Source organism: Actinophytocola sediminis (genome assembly GCF_054779715.1).
Genome location: NZ_BAAGXS010000024.1, coordinates 113,409 through 136,572, shown reverse-complemented (window position 1 = coordinate 136,572; position 23,164 = coordinate 113,409). Strand labels below are relative to the sequence as shown.

The 23,164-nt window shown below is 69.7% G+C and carries 18 protein-coding genes; 11 read left to right on the top strand and 7 right to left on the bottom strand.

Features of this window, described 5'->3' with window-relative positions:
- The first annotated feature begins 22 nt into the window (after positions 1-22).
- From ACYVIP_RS16920 to ACYVIP_RS16900, 5 genes are read left to right on the top strand one after another with little or no spacing between them, the layout of a single operon-like run.
- Positions 23-1,720: a ThuA domain-containing protein gene (locus ACYVIP_RS16920; RefSeq protein ID WP_460397231.1), complete on the top strand. Its 1,698-nt coding sequence runs from the start codon at positions 23-25 to the stop codon at positions 1,718-1,720.
- Positions 1,721-1,742: 22 nt separating this feature from the next.
- The gene (locus tag ACYVIP_RS16915) at positions 1,743-2,303 is read left to right on the top strand and encodes a DJ-1/PfpI family protein (RefSeq protein ID WP_460397229.1); all 561 of its coding nucleotides are present in this window, start codon (positions 1,743-1,745) and stop codon (positions 2,301-2,303) included.
- Positions 2,300-3,574 (top strand): extracellular solute-binding protein, encoded by a 1,275-nt coding sequence (locus tag ACYVIP_RS16910; protein ID WP_460397227.1) that lies wholly within the window; start codon positions 2,300-2,302, stop codon positions 3,572-3,574. Before ACYVIP_RS16915 ends, ACYVIP_RS16910 begins: the two co-directional genes overlap by 4 nt.
- A gap of 43 nt (positions 3,575-3,617) precedes the next feature.
- Positions 3,618-4,541, top strand: a complete 924-nt coding sequence (locus ACYVIP_RS16905) for a carbohydrate ABC transporter permease (RefSeq protein ID WP_460397225.1) — start codon at positions 3,618-3,620, stop codon at positions 4,539-4,541.
- On the top strand, positions 4,538-5,386 hold the full coding sequence (locus ACYVIP_RS16900; RefSeq protein ID WP_460397223.1) for a carbohydrate ABC transporter permease: 849 nt from the start codon (positions 4,538-4,540) through the stop codon (positions 5,384-5,386). The genes ACYVIP_RS16905 and ACYVIP_RS16900 overlap by 4 nt, the downstream gene beginning before the upstream one ends.
- Positions 5,387-5,392: 6 nt before the next feature.
- Here the strand turns inward: ACYVIP_RS16900 and ACYVIP_RS16895 are convergent, their stop codons facing one another.
- The 4 genes from ACYVIP_RS16895 to ACYVIP_RS16880 are packed head-to-tail and all read right to left on the bottom strand — an operon-like array spanning position 5,393 to position 12,731.
- Positions 5,393-6,673: a CE1 family esterase gene (locus ACYVIP_RS16895; protein WP_460397221.1), complete on the bottom strand. Its 1,281-nt coding sequence runs from the start codon at positions 6,671-6,673 to the stop codon at positions 5,393-5,395.
- A gap of 15 nt (positions 6,674-6,688) precedes the next feature.
- The gene (locus ACYVIP_RS16890) at positions 6,689-9,541 is read right to left on the bottom strand and encodes a glycosyl hydrolase family 95 catalytic domain-containing protein (protein WP_460397219.1); all 2,853 of its coding nucleotides are present in this window, start codon (positions 9,539-9,541) and stop codon (positions 6,689-6,691) included.
- A 28-nt stretch (positions 9,542-9,569) separates the two neighbouring features.
- Positions 9,570-11,006: an endo-1,4-beta-xylanase gene (locus tag ACYVIP_RS16885; RefSeq protein WP_460397217.1), complete on the bottom strand. Its 1,437-nt coding sequence runs from the start codon at positions 11,004-11,006 to the stop codon at positions 9,570-9,572.
- A 60-nt stretch (positions 11,007-11,066) separates the two neighbouring features.
- Positions 11,067-12,731, bottom strand: coding sequence for a glycoside hydrolase family 27 protein (locus ACYVIP_RS16880; RefSeq protein ID WP_460397215.1), 1,665 nt, complete (start codon positions 12,729-12,731; stop codon positions 11,067-11,069).
- A 901-nt stretch (positions 12,732-13,632) separates the two neighbouring features.
- Here ACYVIP_RS16880 and ACYVIP_RS16875 point away from each other — a divergent pair.
- A complete protein-coding gene (locus ACYVIP_RS16875) occupies positions 13,633-15,063 on the top strand; it encodes an endo-1,4-beta-xylanase (protein WP_460397213.1) in 1,431 nt (476 codons plus the stop codon).
- Here ACYVIP_RS16875 and ACYVIP_RS16870 read toward each other — a convergent pair whose 3' ends face one another.
- Complete coding sequence (locus tag ACYVIP_RS16870) at positions 15,064-15,771, bottom strand: response regulator (RefSeq protein ID WP_460397211.1); 708 nt, start codon at positions 15,769-15,771, stop codon at positions 15,064-15,066.
- The gene (locus ACYVIP_RS16865) at positions 15,768-16,910 is read right to left on the bottom strand and encodes a sensor histidine kinase (RefSeq protein ID WP_460397209.1); all 1,143 of its coding nucleotides are present in this window, start codon (positions 16,908-16,910) and stop codon (positions 15,768-15,770) included. Before ACYVIP_RS16865 ends, ACYVIP_RS16870 begins: the two co-directional genes overlap by 4 nt.
- Before the next feature lie 190 nt (positions 16,911-17,100).
- On the opposite strand from ACYVIP_RS16865, the gene ACYVIP_RS16860 reads away from it, so the two are divergent.
- Positions 17,101-17,472 (top strand): DUF6223 family protein, encoded by a 372-nt coding sequence (locus ACYVIP_RS16860; RefSeq protein WP_460397207.1) that lies wholly within the window; start codon positions 17,101-17,103, stop codon positions 17,470-17,472.
- A 4-nt stretch (positions 17,473-17,476) separates the two neighbouring features.
- Here the strand turns inward: ACYVIP_RS16860 and ACYVIP_RS16855 are convergent, their stop codons facing one another.
- The gene (locus ACYVIP_RS16855) at positions 17,477-18,304 is read right to left on the bottom strand and encodes a helix-turn-helix transcriptional regulator (RefSeq protein ID WP_460397205.1); all 828 of its coding nucleotides are present in this window, start codon (positions 18,302-18,304) and stop codon (positions 17,477-17,479) included.
- 43 nt (positions 18,305-18,347) lie between these two features.
- On the opposite strand from ACYVIP_RS16855, the gene ACYVIP_RS16850 reads away from it, so the two are divergent.
- Genes ACYVIP_RS16850 through ACYVIP_RS16835 form a run of 4 tightly spaced genes read left to right on the top strand, consistent with a single transcriptional unit; the run spans position 18,348 to position 23,117 of the window.
- Positions 18,348-19,979: an FAD-dependent oxidoreductase gene (locus tag ACYVIP_RS16850; RefSeq protein ID WP_460397204.1), complete on the top strand. Its 1,632-nt coding sequence runs from the start codon at positions 18,348-18,350 to the stop codon at positions 19,977-19,979.
- Positions 19,980-20,021: 42 nt separating this feature from the next.
- Positions 20,022-21,347 carry an ABC transporter substrate-binding protein gene (locus ACYVIP_RS16845; RefSeq protein ID WP_460397202.1) on the top strand — a complete coding sequence of 442 codons (1,326 nt, stop codon included), beginning with the start codon at positions 20,022-20,024 and terminating at the stop codon, positions 21,345-21,347.
- 4 nt (positions 21,348-21,351) lie between these two features.
- Positions 21,352-22,272, top strand: coding sequence for a carbohydrate ABC transporter permease (locus ACYVIP_RS16840; RefSeq protein ID WP_460397200.1), 921 nt, complete (start codon positions 21,352-21,354; stop codon positions 22,270-22,272).
- Positions 22,269-23,117 (top strand): carbohydrate ABC transporter permease, encoded by an 849-nt coding sequence (locus tag ACYVIP_RS16835; RefSeq protein ID WP_460397198.1) that lies wholly within the window; start codon positions 22,269-22,271, stop codon positions 23,115-23,117. Before ACYVIP_RS16840 ends, ACYVIP_RS16835 begins: the two co-directional genes overlap by 4 nt.
- Positions 23,118-23,164 lie beyond the last annotated feature (47 nt).

Below are 23,164 nucleotides of genomic sequence, written 5' to 3'. Positions count from 1 at the left end.
TGTCGTCCCAGGAGGCGATGAGATGACCCGATCCCGCACCCGGCGCGCGCTCGCCGCGACCGCCGCCGCGCTCGCCGCGCTCACGGTCGGCGTGAGCCCGTCGGCGAGTGCCGCCGACGAACCCTACGACGTGCTGGTGTTCTCCAAGACCGCCGGCTTCCGGCACGACGCGATCCCCACCGGCATCCAGCTGATCCGGGATCTTGGCGCGGCCAACAACTTCACGGTGACCGCGACCGAGGACTCGTCCCGGTTCACCACCTCGACCCTCGCCCAGTTCGAGACGGTGGTGTTCCTCAACACCACCGGCGACGTGCTCAACGACTCCCAGCAGAGCGCGTTCGAGTCCTACATCCGGGGCGGCGGCGGATATGTCGGCATCCACTCGGCCGCCGACACCGAGTACGGCTGGTCGTTCTACGGGCAGCTGGTCGGCGCGTACTTCTCCGCCCACCCCGCCATCCAGCAGGCGACCGTGCGGGTGGAGAACCGGGCACACCAGGCCACCCAGCACCTCGGCACGTCCTGGGTGCGCACCGACGAGTGGTACGACTTCCGCAGCAACGCCCGGTCCAGCGCCAGGGTGCTCGCCACCCTCGACGAGTCCACCTACTCCGGCGGCACGATGGGCGCCGACCACCCGCACACCTGGTGCCAGGTAGTCCAAGGTGGACGGTCGTTCTACACCGGCGGGGGCCACACCCAGGCGAGCTACTCCGAGTCCGCGTTCCGGTCGCTCGTGCTGGGCGGCATCCGCTACGCGGCGAGCAGGACGAACGCGGACTGCCGGCCGGAGACCGGCTACACCACCCTCTACAACGGCGCCACCACCGGCTGGTCCCAGGCCGGGCCAGGCGGGTTCACCAACAGCGACGCCACGCTCAGCTCGTCCGGCGGGCTGGGCACGTTCTGGTACAGCACCAAGGAGTTCGGCGCCTACTCGCTGAAGCTGGACTGGCGGCTGGCCGGCGACGACAACTCCGGTGTGCTGCTCGGCTTCCCGGCCAGCTCCGACCCGAACACGTCCCTGAACGAGGGCCACGAGGTCCAGATCGACGCCACCGACTCGGCGGACCGCACCACCGGCGCGGTCTACGGTTTCCAGGCGCCGGACACCGCCGCCAGGGACGCCGCGCTCAACCCACCCGGCGAGTGGAACACCTTCGAGGCACTGGTGGAGGGCGAGCGCCTGCAGGTGTACCTCAACGGCGTCAAGGTCAACGACTTCACCAACACCGACCCGGCCCGCTCGCTGACCTCCGGGCACATCGGCATCCAGAACCACGGCACCGGCGACGACGTCTCCTTCCGCAACATCCGGATCAAGGAGCTCGGTGGCGGCACGCCGACCGGCGGCCAGATCACCGGTGCGGGCGGCACCTGCGTCGACGTCTCCGGCGGCAGCGCCGCGGACGGCACCCGGGTCCAGCTGTGGAGCTGCAACGGTGGCACCAACCAGCAGTGGACCCGCACCGGGAACACCCTGCGCTCGCTGGGAAAGTGCCTGACCGCCGCCGGCACCGGAGACGGCGCCGCGGTGCAGCTGTCCACCTGCACCGGCGCCGGGAGCCAGAACTGGGCCCAGCAGGCGAACGGCTCGCTGGTCAACAGCGGCTCCGGCAAGTGCCTGGACGCCAACGGCGGGTCGTCGGCCAACGGCACCCAGCTGATCATCTGGAGCTGCCACGGCGGCGCCAACCAGCGCTGGACATTCTCCTGACCCCGAAGGTGAAAGGGACGACATGGCACGTGTGCTGATCCTGACCGGCGACGCCGCCGAGGAACTGGACTCGATGTACCCGGTGTTCCGCCTGCGCGAAGGCGGACACGAGGCGGTCGTCGCCGCGCTGACGACCCGGCCGGTGAAGCTGGTGGTGCACGACTTCGAGCCGGACTGTGACGCCTACACCGAGAAACCCGGTCACCTGCTGCCCGTGGACCTGGCGTTCGCCGACGTGGACCCGAAGGACTACGACGGGCTGGTCATCCCGGGCGGGCGCGCGCCGGAGTACATCCGTACCGATCCCGACGTGGCGCGGATCGTCCGGCACTTCTTCAGCCACGGGCTCCCGGTCGGCACGATCTGCCACGGTCCGCAGGTGCCCGCCGCGCTGGGACTCCTGCGCGGCCGCACCACCGCGGCCTTCCCGCCACTGAGGACCGACGTGGAACAGGCGGGCGCCACCTTCGTCGACGGGCCGGACGTCGTGGACGCCAACATGGTCTCCTGCCGGGGATGGCCGGACCTGCCGGAGTGGTCCCGCGCGTTCATGGCGTTACTGGACAAGGCGGTGCCGGCATGACAGCGGGCACACCGCTGTCGCGCCGGGCGTTCCTCGGCACGCTGGGCGCGGCGGCGGTCGCGCTCACCGCGTGCGGCGGCGACGACGAGGACGGCGATGCCATCAGCTGGTGGCACATCCAGAACGTCAACCCGATGCTGCCCATCTGGCAGGACCTCGCGGACCGGTACCAGCGCGACCACGCCGGTGTCGAGTTCGACATCCAGCCGATCGAGAACGAGGCGTTCAAGGCGCGGCTGACGACGGTGACCCAGTCCGGTGAGGCGCCGGACATCTTCCAGACGTGGGGCGGCGGGGTGCTGCGCCAGCAGATCGAGGCCGGGCTGGTCAGGGACATCACCGCCGACATCGCGCCGTGGCACGACACGCTGGTGCCGACCGCGCTCGAGCCGTACCAACTCGACGGGAAGACCTACGCCGTGCCCTACGACATGGGCATGGTCGGCTTCTGGTACAACGAGTCCCTCTTCGAGCAGGCGGACATCGCCGCCCCGCCGGCCACCTGGGACGAGTTGCTCGACACGGTGCGGACACTCAAGTCGGCGGGCATCACGCCGATCGCGCTCGCCGGCGGCGCCAAGTGGCCCGGCCACTACTACTGGACCTACCTCGCGATGCGCGTCGCGGGCGTCGACGGGCTCAGGCAGGCCGAGGCGGACAAGGACTTCAGCGGCGAGGCGTTCGTCCGCGCCGGGAGTCTGCTCAAGGAACTGGTCGACCTGCAACCGTTCCAGCACGGTTTCCTCGGCGCCGCCTACGACGGACCGGACGGGCAGGCGGCGACCATGGGCAACGGCCAGGCCGCCATGGAGCTCATGGGCCAGTGGGCGCCGACCCAGCAACGTGAGCAGTCGGGCAAGGGCCTCGGGGACGGCGTCGCGTTCTTCCCGTTCCCCTCGGTCGATGGCGGCCGGGGCGCGACGACCGACATCATGGGCGGGGGCGGCGGGTTCGCGGTGGGCCGGGACGCGCCGGACGAGGCGGTCGACTTCCTGAGGTTCCTGCTGTCGGCCGACAACCATCGCGAGACGGTGTCCACGGGCGGGGTCCTGCCTGTGGTCGTGGGCACCGACGACGCGATCAGCGACGCGAACCAGCGCGTGGTCGCGGAGACGGTGGCCGGGGCAACGGGATTCCAGCTGTACCTTGACCAGGCCTACCCCCCGACCGTCGGGCAGACCGTGAACGACAGTGTCGCCGCACTGATCGCCGGGGAGATGACCCCCGCGGACGTCGCCGGTGCAGTCACCGAGTCCGCACGGAATGCCTGACGCCCAACCGGTCCGGCCCGTGCGCCGACGGGTCGGACCGGTTGTGGACAGGCGAGCCACGGCCAGGAGTCGGCTGTGGACGATCGTGCTCTTCCTGCTGCCGGCGGTGGTGCTGTTCGGCCTGCTGGTGCTCGCGCCGATCGTGATCGCCGGGTACACCAGCACGTTCCGCTGGAACGGTCTCGGCGGCCCGCCGAGCGAGTTCATCGGCCTGGACAACTTCACCCGGCTGTTCGACGACCCGGTGTTCCTCGGTGACCTGCGCCGCGGCCTGGTGCTGATCGTGCTGACGCTCGGCCTCCAGCTGCCGCTCGCGCTCGGCATCGCGTTGCTGCTCCACCAGCGCTTCCGCGGCCGGTCGGTGTTCCGGGTCCTGTTCTTCGCGCCGTTCGTGCTGTCCGAGGTGATCGCGGGCGTGCTGTTCACCATGGTCTTCTCGCCCAACCGCGGGCTGGCCAACCACCTGCTCGGCCTGGTCGGGCTCGAGGAGCTCGGCGGCATGTGGCTCGCCGACCCGGACACCGTGCTGTACTCGCTGTTCTTCGTGATGACGTGGAAGTACTTCGGCTTCCACATGATCCTCTACCTGGCCGGCCGGCAGGCCATCCCGGCTGAGCTGCTCGAGGCGGCCACTGTGGACGGTGCGTCGCCGTGGCAGGTCTTCCGGCACGTCACCCTGCCCCTGCTCGGGCCGACCATCCGGATCAGCGTGTTCCTGTCGGTCATCGGCACCATCCAGCTGTTCGACCTGGTGTGGGTGCTCACCAGGGGCGGGCCGGTCCACGGCTCGGAGACGATGGCGGTCACCATGTTCGACTACGGCTACGCCCGTTCCGAGGTCGGCTACGGCACCGCCATCAGCGTCGTGATGTTCCTGATCAGCATGGTCTTCGCGCTGGCCTACCAGCGACTGGTCATGCGCCGTGACATCGAGGGAGCCGTGACCACCATGCGGGAGCGCCGATGAGGCCCAAGCCAGCCACCACCCGCGCGGCGCCCCTGCTCTCGGTGGTGCGCTACCTGCTGGTGACCGTGATCGGGCTGTTCGTGCTGGTGCCGATCGCGTTCGGGGTCATCGGCGGGTTCAAGGACAACGGGCAGCTGTCCACCAGCCCGTTCGGCCTGCCCTCGCCCTGGGTGGTGGAGAACTACACCGGCATCCTCACCTCGCCGGAGTTCTGGCGTCCACTGTGGAACAGCACCTACATCGCGCTCGCCGGCACGGTCGTCGTGGTCGGCGTCGCGGCCATGGCCGCCTACGTGTTCGCCCGCTTCGCCTTCCGCGGCCGGGAGCTGCTGGCGACCATGTTCGCGATCGGCCTGATGTTCCCGTTCGCCGTGGCGATCCTGCCGCTCTACGTGCTGCTGCGCGAGCTGGACCTGCTGGACAACCCGCTCGGCGTGATCCTCCCCCAGGCCGCGTTCGGGCTACCGGTGACGATCATCATCCTGCGAGCGTTCTTCCGCGCGATCCCGGCCGAGCTGGAGGAGTCGGCGACGCTCGACGGCTGCGGCCCCTTCGGCTTCTTCTGGCGCATCCTGCTGCCCATGGCCCGTCCGGCCCTCGCCACCGTGTCCGTGCTCGCGATCGTGGCCAGCTGGAACAACTTCATGCTGCCGCTCATCGTGTTCAACGACCCGGACTCCTGGACCATCCCGGTCGGCGTCACCCAGTTCCACGGACAGTACGGAGTGGACACCGCGCGCGTGCTCGCGTACGTGTCGCTCGCGATGGTGCCCGCGCTGGCGTTCTACGCGGTCGCCGAACGCCAGCTCGTCGGGGGGCTGGCGTCCGGCGCCATCAAGGGCTGACCGTCCTCACGCGACCGCGCAGGACGAGCCGTTCAGCGCGAAGGTGGTCGGCGCGCCGGCGTTGCCGGTGTGACTGGCCTGGAAGCCGATGCTGACCGACGCGCCCGGGGCGATACCCGGGTTGTGGGCCGCGTTCCTGGCCGTCACCTGTCCGGACGTCGGCGAGAAGCTCGCGTTCCACCCGGAGGTGATCGTCTGGCCCGATGGCAGGGTGAAGACCAGCGACCAGCTGGACACCGCGGTGGTGCCGGTGTTGGTGATCGTGATTTCCGCGGTGAGGCCGTTGTTCCAGGCGTTGATCGTGTCAGTGACCCGGCAGGCGCCCGGCTCGGGATCGGGGTCGGGATCAGGATCGGGATCACTGCTCTGGAACTGGGTGACGAACCGCCACACCTCGGCGGAGGTCCAAGTCTGCCAGCCGTCGCCGCCGCCGTCGATCGGGCCCGGGGTGTGGCCGCCGTCGAACGCCGCCCACACGACCGGATACCCGGCCCGGCACCCCGAGTACGCGGTGACCACGTGCCCCCGGCTGCCCGGTGCCGGTTCTGGAGGGTTCTGCGCGGTGCAGCCGTTGTTGCGGACGAACGTGTCCCGCAGGCCCCGGCCGAGGGAGATGTTGAGCACGTTGTCGCTGAGGCCGTGGATGCCAAGGTAGGCGATCGGCTGGCTACCGCCAGCGCATCCGCTCAGCTGCGCTCCCGAGTAGACGGCCACCGCGCGGAAGACGCTGGCCCTGGTGCACGCCAACGCATAGCTCATGCCGCCGCCGTAGCTGAACCCGCCGGCGAAGATCTGCGTCGAGTCGATGCACAGTCCCGCCTGCAACTGCCGCAGGATGTCGTCGACGAGCGTCACGTCCTGGCCGCCGGAGTTGGCCCAGCCGTTGTTGAGTCCCTGTGGCGCCACGAAGATCGTGCCGTTGTTCGTGCTGTCCGCGAGCCGCCGCAGCCCGTAGTAGGACCAGTTGTACCCGTCGGACCCGCCGGAGTCGACGTCGTTCGCGGTGCCGTTGAGCCAGTGGAAGCCGAAGAACAGCCGGTACTGGTGGTTCTGGTCGTAGTTCGCCGGCAGGCGCAGGATGTAGCTGCGGTTCTGCCCGCTGCTCTGGATCGTGTGCGTGCCGCTGGTCAGCGTGGGCGCCGACCCGCACGCGGCGGCACCGACGTCCTCGGCACCAACCTCCCCGGCACCGACGTCCTCGGCTGACGCGGGCGCCGGCACGAACGCCGCCAGGACGAGAAGCGCGGCGACCGCGGCCGACCCGAACCAGGATCTGCGTTCTCCCATCACATACCTCCCTTGCTAGACGCGTTGGAGCTGGAATCTCTGGTTCGCCGCACCGGTGACCGTCCACTGGGCGATGCGGGCGCCGTCGGTGGTCGCCGCCGACCACACGTCCGCCGCGAGACCGCTCAGCCGGTTGACGAGGCTGACCACGCCACCGCCGTGGTCGACCACCCGCCACTGCTGGCCCGTGGCCCCGGTGTCGGACTGTTGGGCGATGTCGGCGCCGCTGCTCGCGCTCACGGCCTGCAGCACGAGGCCGCTGTGCCGCGCCCGGATCCGGTAGAAGCCGTCGCCGGCGTCGAGGAAGTCGAACTGCTGGTTGGTGCCGCCGGTCGCCGCCCACTGGTGCAGCAGCGCACCGGCCGATGTGGACACTCCGCTGATGTCGGCGAGCTTTCCGCTGTGCTGGGCGACGAGCCGGTAGTACACGCCGGGCTCCACCACCGAGTCCGACTCCTCACCTGCCGCGCGGTAGCCGTGTCCGGCCGCGACGGTGAACTCGACCAGGTCGCTCTCCGGCTTCGTCGGCGTGACCACGGTTCCGGTCGTCGTGTCGCGCAGCTCCCAGGTGCCGGTGAACAGCCGGCTGCGGATCCGGACGGTGCCCGCCCGGTCGGGCGTGACGGTCAGCTCGGTGATCCGGCCGGCCGACCACGCCGCGCCGACGGTGTGCCCGCCCCGGCCGCGCAGGCCGGTGACGCTCCCCGTCGGCCAGGCAGACGGCAGCGCTGGCAACACGTGCAGCTCGCCGTTGTGGCTGTGCAGCAGCATCTCCGCGATGCCCGACGTGGCGCCGAAGTTGCCGTCGATCTGGAACGGCGGGTGCAGGTCGAACATGTTGGGCGCGAGCCGGTCGGTGGTGACCAGGTCGCGGACCAGCTGGTGTGCCCGCGCGCCCTCCTCCATCCGCGCCCAGAAGTTGATCTTCCAGGCGAGCGACCAGCCGGTGCCGGCGTCGCCACGCAGTTCCAGCGTGCGGCGGGCGGCCTCGAACAGGGCCGGGGTGCCGCGCCGGGTGATCTGGTTGCTGGGGTGCAGGCCGTACAGGTGCGAGACGTGCCGGTGGTTCGGCTCGGTCTCGACCCAGTCATAGAGCCATTCCTGGAGGTTGCCGCGCGCGCCGACCTTCATCGGCGCCAGCCGTTGCCTGGCCGACCGGACCTGGGTGCGGAAGCTGGAGTCCACGCCGAGCACCTCGCTCGCGTCGGCACAGCCGTCGAACAGGTCACGCAGGATCTGCAGGTCCATCGTGGGGCCCGCGCACACGCTGACCCCCGAGTGGTGGGCCAGTTCCGGCGAGTTCGACGGGTTGGTCACCAGCGTCCCCAGGCTGGGCTCGGTCACCAGCGTGTCGAGGAAGAACTGGGTCGCGCCCTTCACCGCCGGGTAGTTCGCCCGCAGGAACTCGACGTCACCGGTGAACCGGTAGTGGTCCCAGACCAGCGAGGCGAGCCACGCCCCACCGGTCTGCCACATGCCCCAGAACGCGCCGTCCACCACCGACGTGCCCCGCCACGCGTCGGTGTTGTGGTGGGTGACCCAGCCGGACGCGCCGTACTGCGCCTGCGCGGTGCGCGCCCCGGTGACCGCCAGGTCGCCGAGCATGCCGAACACCGGCCGCAGGCACTCGCCGAGGTTGGTCGTGTCGGCCGGCCAGTAGTTCATCGGCAGGTTGGCGTTGATCGTGTACTTCGAGTCCCACGGCGGGCTCAGCTGGTCGTTCCAGATGCCCTGCAGGTTCGCCGGCTGGGTGCCCGGCCGGGACGAGGAGATCAGCAGGTACCGGCCGTACTGGAACAGCAGCGCGGAGAACTGCGGGTCGTCGACCGAGCCGTGCCGGGCGATCCGCACGTCGGTCGGCTGGTCGGCCGCCGACGTGCGCCCGAGGTCGATCGTCACCCGGTCGAACAGCGCCTGGTAGTCGGCGACGTGCCGGGCGCGCAGGGTGTCGTAGGCGCTGGACTGGGCCGCGGTCAGCCGGGACCGCGCGAGGCCCTGGTAGTCGCCGTTCACCGTCCGGTAGTCCACGTAGCTGGTGCCGATGGACACCAGCAGGGTCACCGCGGTGGCGCCGGTGACCCGCAGCGTGCCGCCGGAGCTGCTGACGCTCCCGCCATCGGCGATCGCCCTGGCCAGCGCGAGGAACCGCACCGAACCGGAGATGCCGCGCGCGTCGCCGGAGACGCCGTCCAGGCCGATCGTCGTGCCGTCCTGGCTCGAGGTGGTGGCCCGCTGCGGACTGCTGAACGCGGCCGAGAACGACACCGAGCCGGCGGTCTCCGCCGTCAGCCGCACCACGATGACCTGGTCCGGCGCGCTCGCGAAGACCTCGCGCCGGTGCCGCACCCCGTTCGCGACGTAGGTCACCACCGACGTCGACGTGGTGAGGTCGAGCCAGCGCTCGTACCCGGACACGCCGCTGTTGCCGGGCAGGGTGAGCCGGAGGTCACCGACCGGCTGGTAGGGCAGCTGGGCCGCCGGGCTGCCCAGCATCGTCTGGTCGATCAGGCTCTGCGCCTGGCCCCACTGGTTGGCGAACACCAGCTGCCGGATCTGCCCGAGCGCGCCGGCGCCGCCCGGGTTGGCGTAGTCGTGCGGACCGCCGGCCCAGACCGTGTCCTCGTTGAGCTGCAACCGGTCGGTGTCGGTGTTGCCGAACACCATGGCGCCGAGGCGGCCGTTGCCGACCGGCAACGCGCGCAGCCAGTCCGAGCCGGCCGCCTCGTCGTACCACAGCGCGAGGTCGCCGGCGGCACGCACGTCCGCCGGCGCCACCGAGTCGGCGCGGGCGGTCGCCGTCCACCCGGCGCTCGTCAGCACAGCACCCGCGCCAAGCAGCAGCGCCTGTCTGCGCGTCAGGTCCGGCATCGCGCGGCTCCGTCCACCGGTACCCGGCTCACTGGGTGGCCCAGCGCTGGTTGGCCCCGCCCGTGCAGCTCCACAGCTGGGCCGTGGCGCCGTTGGCGGTGGCGCTGCCGCTGACCTCCAGGCACAGTCCTGATTGGACGTTGGTGATGGTGCCGTCCCCGTTGCGGGTCCACTTCTGGTTGGCGCCGCCGTGGCAGGTCCAGATGATCGCCGGCGTGCCGTTGGCCGTCCCCGCGCCCGACGCGTCGAGGCAGCGCAACGAGTTTCCGGAGTAGACGGTCAGCTCGTTGGCCGAGGTGTAGTTCCACAGCTGGTTGGGCTGACCGTTGCAGTCCCAGATGTTCAGCTGGGTCCCGGTCGCGGTGGTCTGGTTCGGCACGTCCAGGCACCGGTTCGCGGCGACCGCGCGCATCGGCGTGCCCGTTCCCGGGTTCTCGCTGCCGCCGCCGTTGAGCGCGTCCAGCACGGCCTGGTATGCCTGCTTCTTCTGGTAGTTCGAGTCGAACAGCAGTGGGGTGTCGTTGGGACGCCAGGTGTACCGGTCGGTGATCCCCCACGTGGTGATGCCGGTGCAGCGGGCGACCGCCATGCACGCCCGGGTGACCTGCCCGTACACGTTCGCCTGCGCGGAGCCGGAGCCGCCGACGTCCAGCTCGGTGATCTGCAGGTCGACGCCGAGGTCGGCGAAGCGCTGCAGGTTCGCCTGGTAGCTGCTGAGGTTGGAGTTCGAACCGAGGTGGCTCTGGATACCGACGCAGTCGATCGGCACGCCGCGGTTCTTGAAGTCGGCGACCATGTTGTAGATGCCGGTGCTCTTGGCGTTGATGCCGTCGGTGTTGTAGTCGTTGTAGCAGAGCTTGGCGTTCGGGTCGGCGCTGCGGGCGGCGCGGAACGCGGCCTCGATCCAGTCGTTGCCGGTGCGCTGCAGGTTCGAGTCCCGCCGGCCGCCGCTGTTGCCGTCGGCGAACGCCTCGTTGACCACATCCCACGAGTGGATCTGGCCGCGGTAGTGAGCGGCGACCTGGGTGACGTGGTTGATCATCGCCGACCGCAGGTCACTGCCCGACAGGCTCGCCGTCCAGCCGGGCTGCTGTGCGTGCCAGAGCAGGGCGTGGCCACGCACGCTCATGCCACGGGCGCGGGCGTAGTTGACGATCTGGTCGCCGCCGCCGTAGCTGAACTGGTTGCGGTTGGGCTCGGTGGCGTCCCACTTCATCGCGTTCTCGGCCACGACGCTGTTGAACTCACGGCTCAGCGTGCCCGAGTACGAGGAGTCGTTCAGCAGGTTCGGCACGACCGCGGCCCCGAAGTACCGGCCGGTCTGTGCCGCGGCCGCGCCGAGCGTGTCCGCCGCGCTCGCGGGCGTCGCGGACAACACGAGCCCGGCCGCCGCGAGTCCCGCGGTGGCGATGGCGGCGGTGACGGCCCTGATACGGGCGCTCAACGCGCGTGTTCCGGTGGTCATCGCAACTCTCTTTTCGTCGTTGAAGGAAAGTTGAAGAAGAAGGATTCCCGGCTCCGCCGTTCAGGCGCGCACCCACCGCTGGTTGGCCTGACCGTTGCAGGTCCACAGGATGGTCGCGGTGCCGTTCGCGGTGCCCGCCTGGTCGACGTCCAGGCAGAGTCCCGAGTGGACGTTGCGCACGGATCCGTCCGAGGAGAAGGTCCAGCGTTGGTTGGCCTGGCCGTTGCAGGACCAGATGATCACCCGGGTGCCGTTGGCGGTGCCCTGGTTGTCCGCGTCGAGGCACTTGTCGCCGAAGACCCGGAGCTCACCGTTCGCCCAGGAGGTCCAGGACTGGTTCGCCGCCGTGTGGCAGTCCCAGACGAGCGCGGTGGTCCCGGCGGCGGTCGCGGCGCCGTCCACGTCCAGGCACCGGTTCGACCCCGAGCCGCGCAACCGGGAGGTGGTCGCGTCGAGCGGCGAGCCGCCGGCGACCCGGTAGGCCGCCACCCCGTGCGCGGGCACGCTCGCGCTGATCTGCCCCGAGGTCGACGACGTACCGCCGGTCCACAGGTCGGTCAGCGTGAACGACCCGCCGGACAACCCGGCCTGTGCGGCCGTGGTGCTGATCGTGGCGGTGCCGCCGCCCCGGTTGAACAGGCCGACCGCGACCGAGCCGTCCGACAGCGACTTGGCGAACACCTCGACGTCGCCGTCGTCGCGCACCCGCCGTCCGCCGGCGCCGAGCGGGTCCTGGTTCACCGCCAGCAGTCCCGGGTTGCGCAGGACCGAGGAGACGTCGGCGGACATGGTGCGGATGTCGTTGCCCGCCATCAACGGCGCGGCCATCAACGCCCACAACGCGAAGTGCGACCGCGACTCGGTCAACGTCAGCCCCGGCCTGCCGACCACCAGCATGTCCGGGTCGTTCCAGTGCGTCGGCCCGGCCTGTGCGGCCAGCGGCGCGTTCACGTCGACGACGTTGCCGACACCCATCGGGTAGCTGTTGACGTTCCCGTTCTGCCAGATGTCCAGCAGATCCTCGGTGGTCCGCCACAGGTCCGCGACCGCGCCCCAGTTGTACCTGTCGCCGGTGATCGCGTGGAAGCTGTTGGGATTGATGCTGTACACGATCGGCCGGCCGGTCGCCCGCAAGGCGTCCCGCATCAGCGAGAACCGGGCCACCTGCTCATCCCGCGTGCCCTCCGGCGAACACCAGTCGTACTTCAGGTAGTCCACACCCCACGAGGCGAACGTGGTGGCGTCCTGCACCTCGTGACCAGCGCTGCCGGTCGAACCGGGATGGGTGCCGACCCGCTGGGCGCAGGTGCGCTCGGTCGGCACCTGGTAGATCCCGAACTTCAACCCGAGGCTGTGGATGTAGTCCCCCAACGCCTTCATCCCGCTCGGGAACTTCGTGGGATGGGCACGCAGGTTGCCCTGAGCGTCGCGCTGCGGGTCGAACCAGCAGTCGTCGACCACCACGTACCGGTAGCCGGCGTCCCGCATCCCCGAACTGACCATCGCGTCCGCCGCCTGCCGCACCGACGACTCGGTGACGCCGCACCCGAAGCTGTTCCAACTGTTCCAGCCCAACGGCGGGGTGACGGCCGGACTCCCCGGCGCGGCCATGGCCACCGGTCGGTGGGGCGCCGCGGCGAGCGCCAGCCCGGCCGCCGCCACCACGGCGAGCGCGGCGGCGAGGAGCCTCGACCACAGGACATGTCCGCGCGTCGCAACGCTCATGACGAACCCCATCATCTTTGACGGCGGAATGACGGCTCACCAGTGAGCCGCTTCCGAGCAGGTTCCGGCAAATTAGAGGCACTACTGATGTGAACGCTAACACGCCACCGTCAACAGGACAAGACCGCTGTCCCAGCTGGAAGTTCTACTGAAAATTTCAGTGCTCTATGCAATGAGAAGTGATCGTGAACATAGCTAATGAATGTTCTCGCAAGAAACCGGTCGACCGCTATCGGGAGCGCTCCCAAGACACGCCGAACCACCGTTCCGCCACGTATTGGACAGAACGAGACCCGAATAGCCGCCATGCCGCGCCACACCGGCCCGACGGCGACGCCAGGCGGATGAGTCCGACTCATCGACCTCGACTCACACCATACCGCCGCCCAGCGCGCTACCGTCAAGAGACAGTCTCCGCGAGGCCGAGAGCCTCGACCGCCACCCCGGTGCCGCACACGTTCGCCGTCAGCCCGACCCGCGAACGGGTGCCCCGTTCGCCCGAAATCGATTCACCACCCCCTTGGCGAAAATTTCGGAACCACACGGACCACGACCCGAATACGAAACTTTCGGTGTGTTGACCGACGTGTCCACACCGTTTCGGAACACGTCTTTCTTCATCATGAGCGCGCTCACAAAGATCACTCCTACCGACTCGCCACCAAGATTGCCCGCGCACCATCTTCCCAGCTAGCAACGGCGTTGGAGATCAACAACACCGACCGCGGCACCGGCGAGGCCTTCATTAGCGCTCACATGGAAACGCGAAGACACGTTGACTTGGGGTCGAGCGGCTCGCTACCTTCGGCCACGAGGACACCACCTGGCGAGCGCGCGGTACGCGATATCCGCCGCTGTGTTGTCAAACCCTGTGGACAATGGTGCCCGAAGGGAAAGTGCAATGAATCGAACCAATCCGAGAACCCCGATCGCGGCGGTGACATGCCTCGTGGTCGGGTTACTGGTCTCCGGCCTGATGTCGGTGTTCACCGGCACCGCGCAGGCGGCGGAGTCGACGCTGGGAGCCGCGGCCGCGCAGTCGGGCCGCTACTTCGGCACGGCCGTCGCGGCCAACAAGCTGGGCGACAACACGTACTCCACGATCCTCCGGCGTGAGTTCAACAGCATCACGGCGGAGAACGAGATGAAGTGGGACGCCACCGAGCCCAACCGCAACCAGTTCAACTACGGCAACGGGGACCGCATCGCCAGCGCGGCCAGCAGCCAGGGCGCGGACCTACGCGGCCACGCACTGCTCTGGCACCAGCAGCAGCCCGGCTGGGCACAGAGCCTGTCCGGCAGTGACCTGCGGTCGGCGGCGATCAACCACGTCACCCAGGTCGCCACCCACTACCGCGGCCAGATCCACTCGTGGGACGTGGTCAACGAGGCCTACGCCGACGGCAACAGCGGCGGCCGCCGCGACTCGAACCTGCAGCGCACCGGCAACGACTGGATCGAAGCCGCCTTCCGCGCCGCCCGCTCCGCCGACCCGAACGCGAAACTCTGCTACAACGACTACAACACCGACGGCATCAACGCCAAGAGCACCGGCATCTACAACATGGTCGCCGACTTCAAGAACCGCGGCGTGCCGATCGACTGCGTCGGGTTCCAGTCCCACCTGAGCAACTCCGTGCCCGGCGACTACCTGGCCAACCTGCAGCGCTTCGCCGCCCTCGGCGTCGACGTCCAGATCACCGAGCTGGACATCTCCGGGTCCAACCAGGCCGCCGTGTACGCGAGCGTCACCCGCTCCTGCCTCGCCGTGCCCCGCTGCACCGGCATCACCGTGTGGGGCATCCGGGACAGCGACTCGTGGCGGCAGGGCGAGGACCCGCTGCTGTTCGACGACAACGGCAACAAGAAGTCCGCCTACAACGCCGTGCTGGACGCGCTCAACAGCGTCGACCCCGGTGAGCCGCCGGTCGGTTCCGGCGAGCTGCGCTCGGTCGGGGCCGACCGGTGCGTTGACGTGCCGAACGCGACCACCAACAACGGCACCCAGGTACAGCTGTGGGACTGCCACGGTCAGTCCAACCAGCTGTGGTCCTACACGTCGAGCAACGAGCTGACCGTGTACGGCAGCAAGTGTCTCGGCGCGAGCGGCCGCGGCACGACCAACGGCACCGCGGTGGTCATCTGGGACTGCGACGGCGACTCGAACCAGCAGTGGAACCTCAACGCGAACGGCACGATCACCAACGCCCAGTCGGGCCTGTGCCTCGACGCCGTCGGCTCGGGCACGGCCAACGGCACGCGGATCCAGCTGTACTCGTGCACCGCCGGCACGAACCAGCAGTGGACCGGCATCGAACAGGACGCCGGCTGATCACGGGCGCGGGTCCCGGCGGTCCAGGCCACCGGGACCCGCGCTCCCCCCGCCGGCGACGGATGGCGTCACCAGGCCGGATTCGTAGGCGAGGACCACGAGCTGGGCGCGGTCGCGGGCGTGGAGCTTGGTCATGGCGCGATTGACGTGGGTTTTCGCGGTCAGCGGGCTGATCACCATGCGGTGGGCGATCTGGTCGTTGGTCAGGCCATGGGCGACGAGGGTGACGGCCTCGCGTTCGCGGTTGGTGAGTTCCGCCAGCCCCAAGCCGGTGCCGAGCGGTTGGCTGACGTACCGGGTGATCAGCTTGCGGGTGATCGACGGCGCGAGCAGCGCGTCGCCGCGCGCGGCCACGCGGACGGCGTGCAGGAGGTCCGCCGGCTGGATGTCCTTGACGAGGAAGCCGGCCGCGCCGGCGCGCAGCGCGTGGAACACGTACTCGTCCAGGCCGTAGTTGGTCAGGATGACGACGTGCACCGCGGCCAGGGCCGGGTCCTCGGCGATGCGCCGGGTGGCCTCGATGCCGTCGACGACCGGCATCTGGATGTCGATGAGCGCGACGTCGGGCAGATGCTCGGTGGCCAGCGCCACGCCCTCGCGGCCGTCGGCGGCCTCGGCCACCACCTCGATGTCGTCCTCGATGTCGAGCAGCGCGCGGAATCCGCCGCGAATGAGCGGCTGGTCGTCGACCAGCAGGACCCGGATCATGACGTTGAGACCGACGATGAGACCGACGTTGAGACCGATGCTGGCACCACGGGAAGTTCGGCGCGGACGGTGAACCCGCCATCGGCGCGCGGCGCCGCCCGCAGGTGACCGCCAAGCGCCGTGACCCGTTCGCCCATCCCGAGCAGCCCGACACCGGGCACCGGCGCGGTGTCCGAAGTGGCCGTGCCGTCGTCATCCACGCGGATGACCAGGGCGTCGGGCCGGTAGTCGATCCGGACCGACGCGGTCGCGGCGGCGGCGTGCCGGGCGATGTTGGTCAGCGACTCCTGCACGATCCGGTAGGCGGTCCGGTCCACCGCGTTCGGCAGGTCGCCGCGGTTCCCCGTGATCGTCAGCGTCGCGTCCAGGCCGGTCGCCCGTGCCCGGCGCACCAGTTCCTGGACGTGGTCGAGCCCGTGTGGCGCGTCCCGGTCGTCGGAGCGCAGCGCTTCCAGCGTCGCACGCAGTTCTCGTGCCGCCTCGCGCCCGGCCTCCCGGATCACCAACAGGGCGTCGGGCACTCGCTCACCCCGCTTGTCGGCCAGGTGGACGGCGACCTCGGCCTGCACCGTGATGACCGAGATCTGGTGGGTGAGCGAGTCGTGCAACTCCCGCGCGATGTGCAGCCGCTCCTCGTCGGCACGGCGCCGCGCGGTCTCCTCGCGGGTGCGTTCGGCCTCGTCCGCCCGCCGCTCGGCCTGCCGCAGCGCCTCACCCGCCGCCCCGGCGGCGACCAGCCACGCGATCTCGAGCGCGCCTCGCGCCTGCGCGAACGCCGCGCCCGAGTCGTGCACGCCCGAGACGACGGCCGCGAGCGGGAGAGCACCCAGCATGAGCACGCTCGCCGCGACGGGGACGCCCCGGTGTCCCGCCCGCACGGCCGCATACACCGCGAACACGTACGCGACGGCGGGCACGTCGAACCCGATGGCCTGGTAGCCCAGCGCGCACAACCCGGTCGCGGCCAGCACGGTGACCGGCGCCCGGCGACGCGGGACCAACACCAGGCCGCCGGCCACCAGCAGGAGGTGGCCCAGCTGGTCGAGGTTCGTGCTGGGCTGTCCGGACAACCCGGCCACCAGCAGGGTGGCCGCCACACCGACGGCGATCACCCAGTCCACGACAGCGTCCCGGCCCATGTCCGCACAGTAGCCACGTTCCCGCCTTGGCGACTCCCACCCGCGGATGATCGGCCGGCTACCACGACGGCGGTAGTTTCCCCGTTCCTACGGCGTTCGCGGCAGCGTGGAATGTCCGTGTCAGCAGGACGACCGGCGGTGGCTCCGGCGGACATGCTCTGGCGACACCCGTCGTAGGAGGAGCGTTCTCATGTCCGTCCCGTACGTGCTCGCGCACGCCATGGCCCAGTCCGCCGGCGTCGACCCCTACGCCCTGACCGCCGGACGACTCTGGGCCACCTCGGCCGCGCTGCTGGGGCTGGCCGGCGGGGTCGTCGGCGGGGTGGCGCTGGCCCGCGCCGGCCGCCGTGTCGGCAACGGCGGGAAACCGGGTGCCGTCGTGGCCCTGGTGTCGGGACTGGTCGCCATGGTCGGTGGGGCGCTGAACCTGGCCGTCGCCGACGGTGGCCCCGGCACGGGCAACGGAGTGGTCGGCGGCGCGCTGGCGCTGGTACTGGGACTGACCACCGTGATCCTCGGCAGGCTCGCACTCACCCGCGCCCGCCGCGCCGGCGTTCGGTGATCGGCTACGGAGTGGGGCGCTGGGACCAGGTGGACGCGCGCAACGCCGTTGGCGACAGGCCGGTGGCCTCCTTGATCCGGCGCGCGAAATGGAAGCTCGTCTTGAAGCCCGACCCCGTCGCGATCGAGCCGACCGGCAGCCCCGTGCTGGTCAACAGCTCGATTCCGTGGGTGACCCGCCGGTCCCACAGGTAGCGCATGGGCGTGGTGTCCATGTGCTCGCGGAACAGGCGCACCAGGTGCTCGGGGCTCACCCGCGCGGCCGAGGAGACGGCCGCCAGGTCGATGTCGTTCTGGACGTTGCGGTGGATGAACAGCCGGGCGTCCTCGATGGGTGCGGGCAGCGCGGCCGGCAGGTTCTCGAACTCGGCGATGAACCGCCACAGCAGTGCCGTGGCCAACGCGTCGACCAGCGCGCCCTGGGCGGTGAGGCGGGTCTGTTCGGTGATCAGGGCCTCGCGCGCCAGGTAGGTCAGCGCCGAGGACAACGGCCTGGTCGGGCGGACCGCCTCCAGCCACTGGTGCATGGGTGGGGTGAGCTCGTCGAGCGTGCCGCGGACGAGCGTCTGGCGGGTCTCGGCGCCCTCGGCGAAGCCGATCACCTCGGTGTGCCCGGGGAGCAGGACGCACATCTGTCCGGCGGGGACGACATACGGGTCGCGGTCGTCGACGCGCACGACCATTGTTCCGGCATGGATCAACAGCAGCTGGACGTTGCCCTGCGCCCGGGGCCCGATCTGGGAGCCGGGAGGGTGCACGACACCGCGGACCACCGAGTCGACGATCCGCAGGCGGCGGGCCGCGACATCAATTCCAGACACAGGGTCGCTCACTCTGGCCATGTTACCGGCGCATTTCCAGTGGTGAGATCTCCGCATGACCGAGTTTGAGACACAGCTTCTGGTAGTCGGCGGTGGCCTGGGCGGCGTCTCGACCGCGCTGGCCGCGGCGCGTCGCGGCGTGCGCGTCGTGCTGACCGAACCGACCGACTGGCTCGGCGGCGTCCTGACGAGCCAGGGTGTTCCCCCGGACGAGCACCTGTGGATCGAGCGGTTCGGCAGCACGGCCACCTATCGTCAGTTCCGGGATGCCGCTCGCGACTACTACCGCCAGCACTACCCGCTGACGGCGGCGGCCCGCCGCGCGGCGGCCTTCAATCCCGGCTCCGCCAAGGTCTCCGACCTGTGTCTGGAGCCGAGGGTGTCCCTCGCCGTCATCGAGGCCCTGGTCGCGCCGCACCGGGCCGCCGGGCGCATCCAGGTACTGCTGGCGCACGAACCGGTGGCCGTGTCGACCACGAACGACCCCGACACCCTGGAGTCGGTCACGCTACGTGATCGACGTACCGGTGAGCTGACGACGGTGAGCGCCACCTGGTTCGTCGACGCGACGGAGACCGGCGACCTGCTGCCGCTGGCTGGCGTCGAGTACGTCACCGGCGCCGAGTCGCGGGATGTCACCGGCGAACCGCACGCGCCGGCACTGCCGGCGCCGCTCAACATGCAGCCGATCTCGGTGTGCTTCGCCATCGACCACGTCGCGGGTCGGGACTTCACGATCGCGCGCCCCGACAGCTACGACCACTTCCTGACCTCGTCGGCGACCGACTGGCCGGCGGGCAGGCTGTCGTTGACCGCGCCCCATCCCAAGACGCTCGCGCGCTCGCAGCACACGTTCGTCCCGAACCCGGTCGAGGACCACATGCTCATCCGGCCGGACTACGCCGACCAGCGCGTGGGGCGCATGGACCGCAACCTGTGGACCTTTCGCCGGATCGCGGCCGCGCGGAACTTCCTGCCCGGTGCCTACGAATCCGACATCACGTTGGTGAACTGGCCGCAGATGGACTACTGGGACGGTCCCGTGCTCGACGTTCCCGCCGACCAGGCCGAGTTCCATCTCAAGCGAGCCCGTGAGTTGTCGCGCAGCCTGTTGTACTGGCTGCAGACGGCCGCTCCGCGTCCCGACGGCGGCACCGGCTGGCCGGGGCTGCGGCTGCGCGGTGACGTGCTTGGCGACAGTCCCGACGGGCTGGCCAAGGCGCCCTACATCCGCGAGTCACGGCGCATCGTGGCCGAGCACACGATCGTCGAGCAGGAGATCTCCCTTGAGGTGCGCGGCGACCGCGGCGCGGTGGCGCACCGCGACAGCGTCGGGGTCGGCATGTACCGCATCGACCTGCATCCCTCCACCGGCGGCGACTCCTACATCGACATCGGCTGCTGCCCGTTCGAGCTGCCCCTTGGCGCGCTCGTTCCCGTGCGGGTCACCAACCTGCTCGCCGGCGCGAAGAACATCGGCACCACGCACATCACCAACGGCGCCTACCGGATGCCGTTGGTGGAGTGGAACATCGGCGAGGTCGACGGCCACCTCATCGGCTTCTGCGCGGCCAGGGACCTCACCCCCGCCCAGGTACGCGCCGACGACACGCTGCTCGGCGAGTTCCAGTCCGAACTGGACGATGCCGGCGTCGAGCGGCACTGGCCGACGATCGTCGGTTACTGACCGACGAGCCACCCCACGCCATACGACGAAGTGAGGCGAACCATGCGTAGCACCAAGACCGTCCTCGCCGCGACAACCGCCGTTCTGCTGGCGGGCACCCTCGCCTGCTCGAGCGCGGAAGACGGGCCGACCAACGCGGCCGGCGAGATCGAGATCACCTGCGCGACCTGCCAGGAGTCCACAACGGACCCGTTCCTGCAGTACAACTTCGAGGCCGCCCAGCGCTTCAACGCGGCCAACAAGGGCAAATACCACGTCCGGACGCTGCAGAACGCCAACGCCGGCTCCAGCGCCGACCGCCTGCAGTACTTCCAGCGCCTCGCACTGGCCAACGACCTGCCCGACGTGTTCCAGCTGAACAGCGCCGAGATCAAGTCGTTGTCGACCACGGGCAGGCTGCACGACTTCGCGCCCGACCTCGAGGCCGACGCGACCTGGGCTGACTCGTTCCAGCCCCGCTCCTTCGACGCTTTGTCCGGAAAGGACGGACAGCGGTGGGCGATTCCCCAGCAACAGGACCCCATCGGGATCTTCTACAACAAGAAGCTCCTGGCCGCGGTTGGCTACGACTCGTTCCCCACCACCTGGGACGACTTCGAGGCCATGGCCGACAGGCTCAAGGACGCCGGCGTGACCCCGATCGCCCTCGACGGGGACTGGGCGACCCTGTTGATGTGGTCCAACCTCATCGGCACCCAACCGGCGGGCGATGACTTCCTGACCGAGGAGATCGCCACCAGCAGGGACTGGTCGACCAACCCGGCCGTCGTCGAGGCCACCGAACGCCTGCGAAGCTGGCAGACCAGGGGTTACGTGAACGCCGACTCCTTCTCCGGCGACTTCCAGAACGCCGCCTCGAAGTACCTCGCCGGCGAGGCCGCGACCGTCCCCAATGGACCATGGTTCGTCAAGACCAACCTGCTGTCGGCCAACGCCGCACCGGGCCTGCACGACGACACGGAGTACGCCCCGTCCCCCGGCTGGGACGCTGGCCAGGGGCTGATCGTCGTCTCGGGCGCCGGCTGGGTGTCGAGCACGACCGACCAGACCCGGCTCGAGGCGGTGGACGCGTTCGTGAAGTTCATGTCCGCCACCGACGAGGTCGTCAGGCAGGCCAAGGCGACCGGCTCCAACCCACCCGTCAAGGTGCCCGCCGCCACCGTCGAGGCGGCCGGGCTCGAGCCGCTCAGCTCGCGCCTGGTCACCCAGATCCCGCAGGTTGCCAACATCTTCCCGCACGCCAGGGTGCACGCGCCGGGGAGCATCGACGCGGCGTGGAAGAACCTGTGGCCGGCCTACGTCCGGGGCGAGATCGACACGGACGCTTTCCTGTCGCGCCTGGCCGCCGACTCCTCGGCGGGGAGCTAGCCCGGTGGGCACCACGCACAAGCCAGCGTCCACACCGGCGTCCACACCAACGGCCGGGCCACCCATCCCCACCGGCATGCGCGGCCACGTCGTCGTCTCGATGCTGCCCGCTCTCGTCCTGTTCGCCCTGTTCTTCCTGGTGCCGCTCGTCGTGCTGGCCGTGACGGCGTTCTCCCGCTGGGGCGGTGTCGACTTCGCGTTCACTGGACTGGACAACTACCGCCAGCTGTTCGCCGACCCGGTGTTCTGGCAGGCCGCGGGCAACACGCTCTTCTACTGCGGCGCGTCCATGGTCATCCAGGTGCCGCTCGGTGTGGCGGTCGGCATGGCCCTGGCCATGAAGGTGCCGGGCTGGAAGCTCTTCCGCACGATCATCTTCATCCCGTTCGTGATCTCGGGCGCCGCGTACGCGTTGGTGTTCTCGATGTTCTACAACCCGTCCTACGGCCTGCTGAACAACCTGCTCGCACCCGTCACCGGCGGCCAGCACGACTGGCTGTTCGACAGCGGTACCGCCCGATGGGCGGTGGCCGGCACCTTCGTGTTCGTCATCGGATTCGTGGTAGTGGCCGTCATGGCGGAGGTGGCCTCGATCCCCACCGAACTCCTGGAAGCCGCCGAAGTGGACGGTGCGAGCCTGCTCCAGCGCCAGCTGTTCATCGTCCTGCCGTTGCTGCGCAACATCATCGGCACCGTCGTCCTCTTGCGACTCCTGGTCGACATCGGCATGTTCGACCTGGTCTACATCCTGACCGCCGGTGGCCCGAACGACGCCACCACCACCCTCGGCCTGTACGCCTACCGCGCCTACGTCCAGGGGCAGTGGGGCTACGCCAACGCCGCCGGCTCGGTGATCCTGTTGCTGGGTGGCGTGCTCATCGTGACGGTGCGGCGGGTCTTCCGGATCGGCGAGCGAGCCCGGTGACCGCCGTCCTCCGCCGCCGCACCCGGCCGCGTCCGTTGGCGCTGGTGCTCATCTACGGCCTCCTCGCCGTGGTCTCCCTGCTGTCGCTGGTGCCGACCGGGTGGGTGATGCTGTCCTCCTTCAAGACGGGCCCGCAGGTCTACTCGGGCACGGGTTTTCTCCCCTCCCCCGCGACCTTCCAGGGCTACCTCGACGCGTTCACCGAGATCCAGCTGCACATCTACGTGCTCAACACGCTGCTGTATGCCACCGGTGGCACGCTGGGTGCCGTCGCCGTGGCGTTCCTTGCCGCCTATCCGCTCGCCCGCTACGCGTTCCTCGGCAAGAACTTCCTCGTCGCCATGTTCTCCCTGGCGCTGGCCATCCCGTTGGTTGGCCTGGCGACGCCGGTGTTCTTCGTGGTGCGCGAGCTCGACATGTTCGACTCCCGCATCGGGATGATGATCTTCTACGCGGCGCTGGAGTTCCCGTTCTCGTTCATCGTGATGCGGTCCTTCCTGCTGTCGTTGCCCCCGGAGATCGAGGAAGCCGCCCGCATCGACGGGGCCGGGTACTTCACCACGCTGCGGCTGATCATCCTGCCGCTGTCGCGACCGGCCATCGCCACCGTGGGCGTCGTGGCGTTCGTGAAGATCTGGAACGAGTTCTTCTTCGCCAACCTGCTCACGGTCACCCAGTCCAACCACAACGTGCAACTCGCCCTGGCCGGCTTCAAGTCGCAGTTCGGGTACAACGTCACCGGCGCCATGGCCGGGGCGACCATCATCATGCTGGTCCCCATCGCCCTGTTCCTCGTGCTGCAGCGCCAGGTGATCGCCGGCCTGACCACCGGAGCAGTCAAATGAGCGGGACCTGACACCTACTCAATCAACCTCGATCAACGCCTACGGCG

Coding starts and splice junctions, on each gene's coding strand:
- ACYVIP_RS16915 (WP_460397229.1), top strand. CDS start 1,743: ATGGCACGTGTGCTGATCCTGACCGGCGACGCCGCCGAGGAACTGGAC.
- ACYVIP_RS16885 (WP_460397217.1), bottom strand. CDS start 11,006: ATGACCACCGGAACACGCGCGTTGAGCGCCCGTATCAGGGCCGTCACC.
- ACYVIP_RS16845 (WP_460397202.1), top strand. CDS start 20,022: ATGCGTAGCACCAAGACCGTCCTCGCCGCGACAACCGCCGTTCTGCTG.
- ACYVIP_RS16850 (WP_460397204.1), top strand. CDS start 18,348: ATGACCGAGTTTGAGACACAGCTTCTGGTAGTCGGCGGTGGCCTGGGC.
- ACYVIP_RS16900 (WP_460397223.1), top strand. CDS start 4,538: ATGAGGCCCAAGCCAGCCACCACCCGCGCGGCGCCCCTGCTCTCGGTG.
- ACYVIP_RS16890 (WP_460397219.1), bottom strand. CDS start 9,541: ATGCCGGACCTGACGCGCAGACAGGCGCTGCTGCTTGGCGCGGGTGCT.
- ACYVIP_RS16860 (WP_460397207.1), top strand. CDS start 17,101: ATGTCCGTCCCGTACGTGCTCGCGCACGCCATGGCCCAGTCCGCCGGC.
- ACYVIP_RS16920 (WP_460397231.1), top strand. CDS start 23: ATGACCCGATCCCGCACCCGGCGCGCGCTCGCCGCGACCGCCGCCGCG.
- ACYVIP_RS16880 (WP_460397215.1), bottom strand. CDS start 12,731: ATGAGCGTTGCGACGCGCGGACATGTCCTGTGGTCGAGGCTCCTCGCC.
- ACYVIP_RS16865 (WP_460397209.1), bottom strand. CDS start 16,910: ATGGGCCGGGACGCTGTCGTGGACTGGGTGATCGCCGTCGGTGTGGCG.
- ACYVIP_RS16895 (WP_460397221.1), bottom strand. CDS start 6,673: ATGGGAGAACGCAGATCCTGGTTCGGGTCGGCCGCGGTCGCCGCGCTT.
- ACYVIP_RS16875 (WP_460397213.1), top strand. CDS start 13,633: ATGAATCGAACCAATCCGAGAACCCCGATCGCGGCGGTGACATGCCTC.
- ACYVIP_RS16870 (WP_460397211.1), bottom strand. CDS start 15,771: ATGATCCGGGTCCTGCTGGTCGACGACCAGCCGCTCATTCGCGGCGGA.
- ACYVIP_RS16910 (WP_460397227.1), top strand. CDS start 2,300: ATGACAGCGGGCACACCGCTGTCGCGCCGGGCGTTCCTCGGCACGCTG.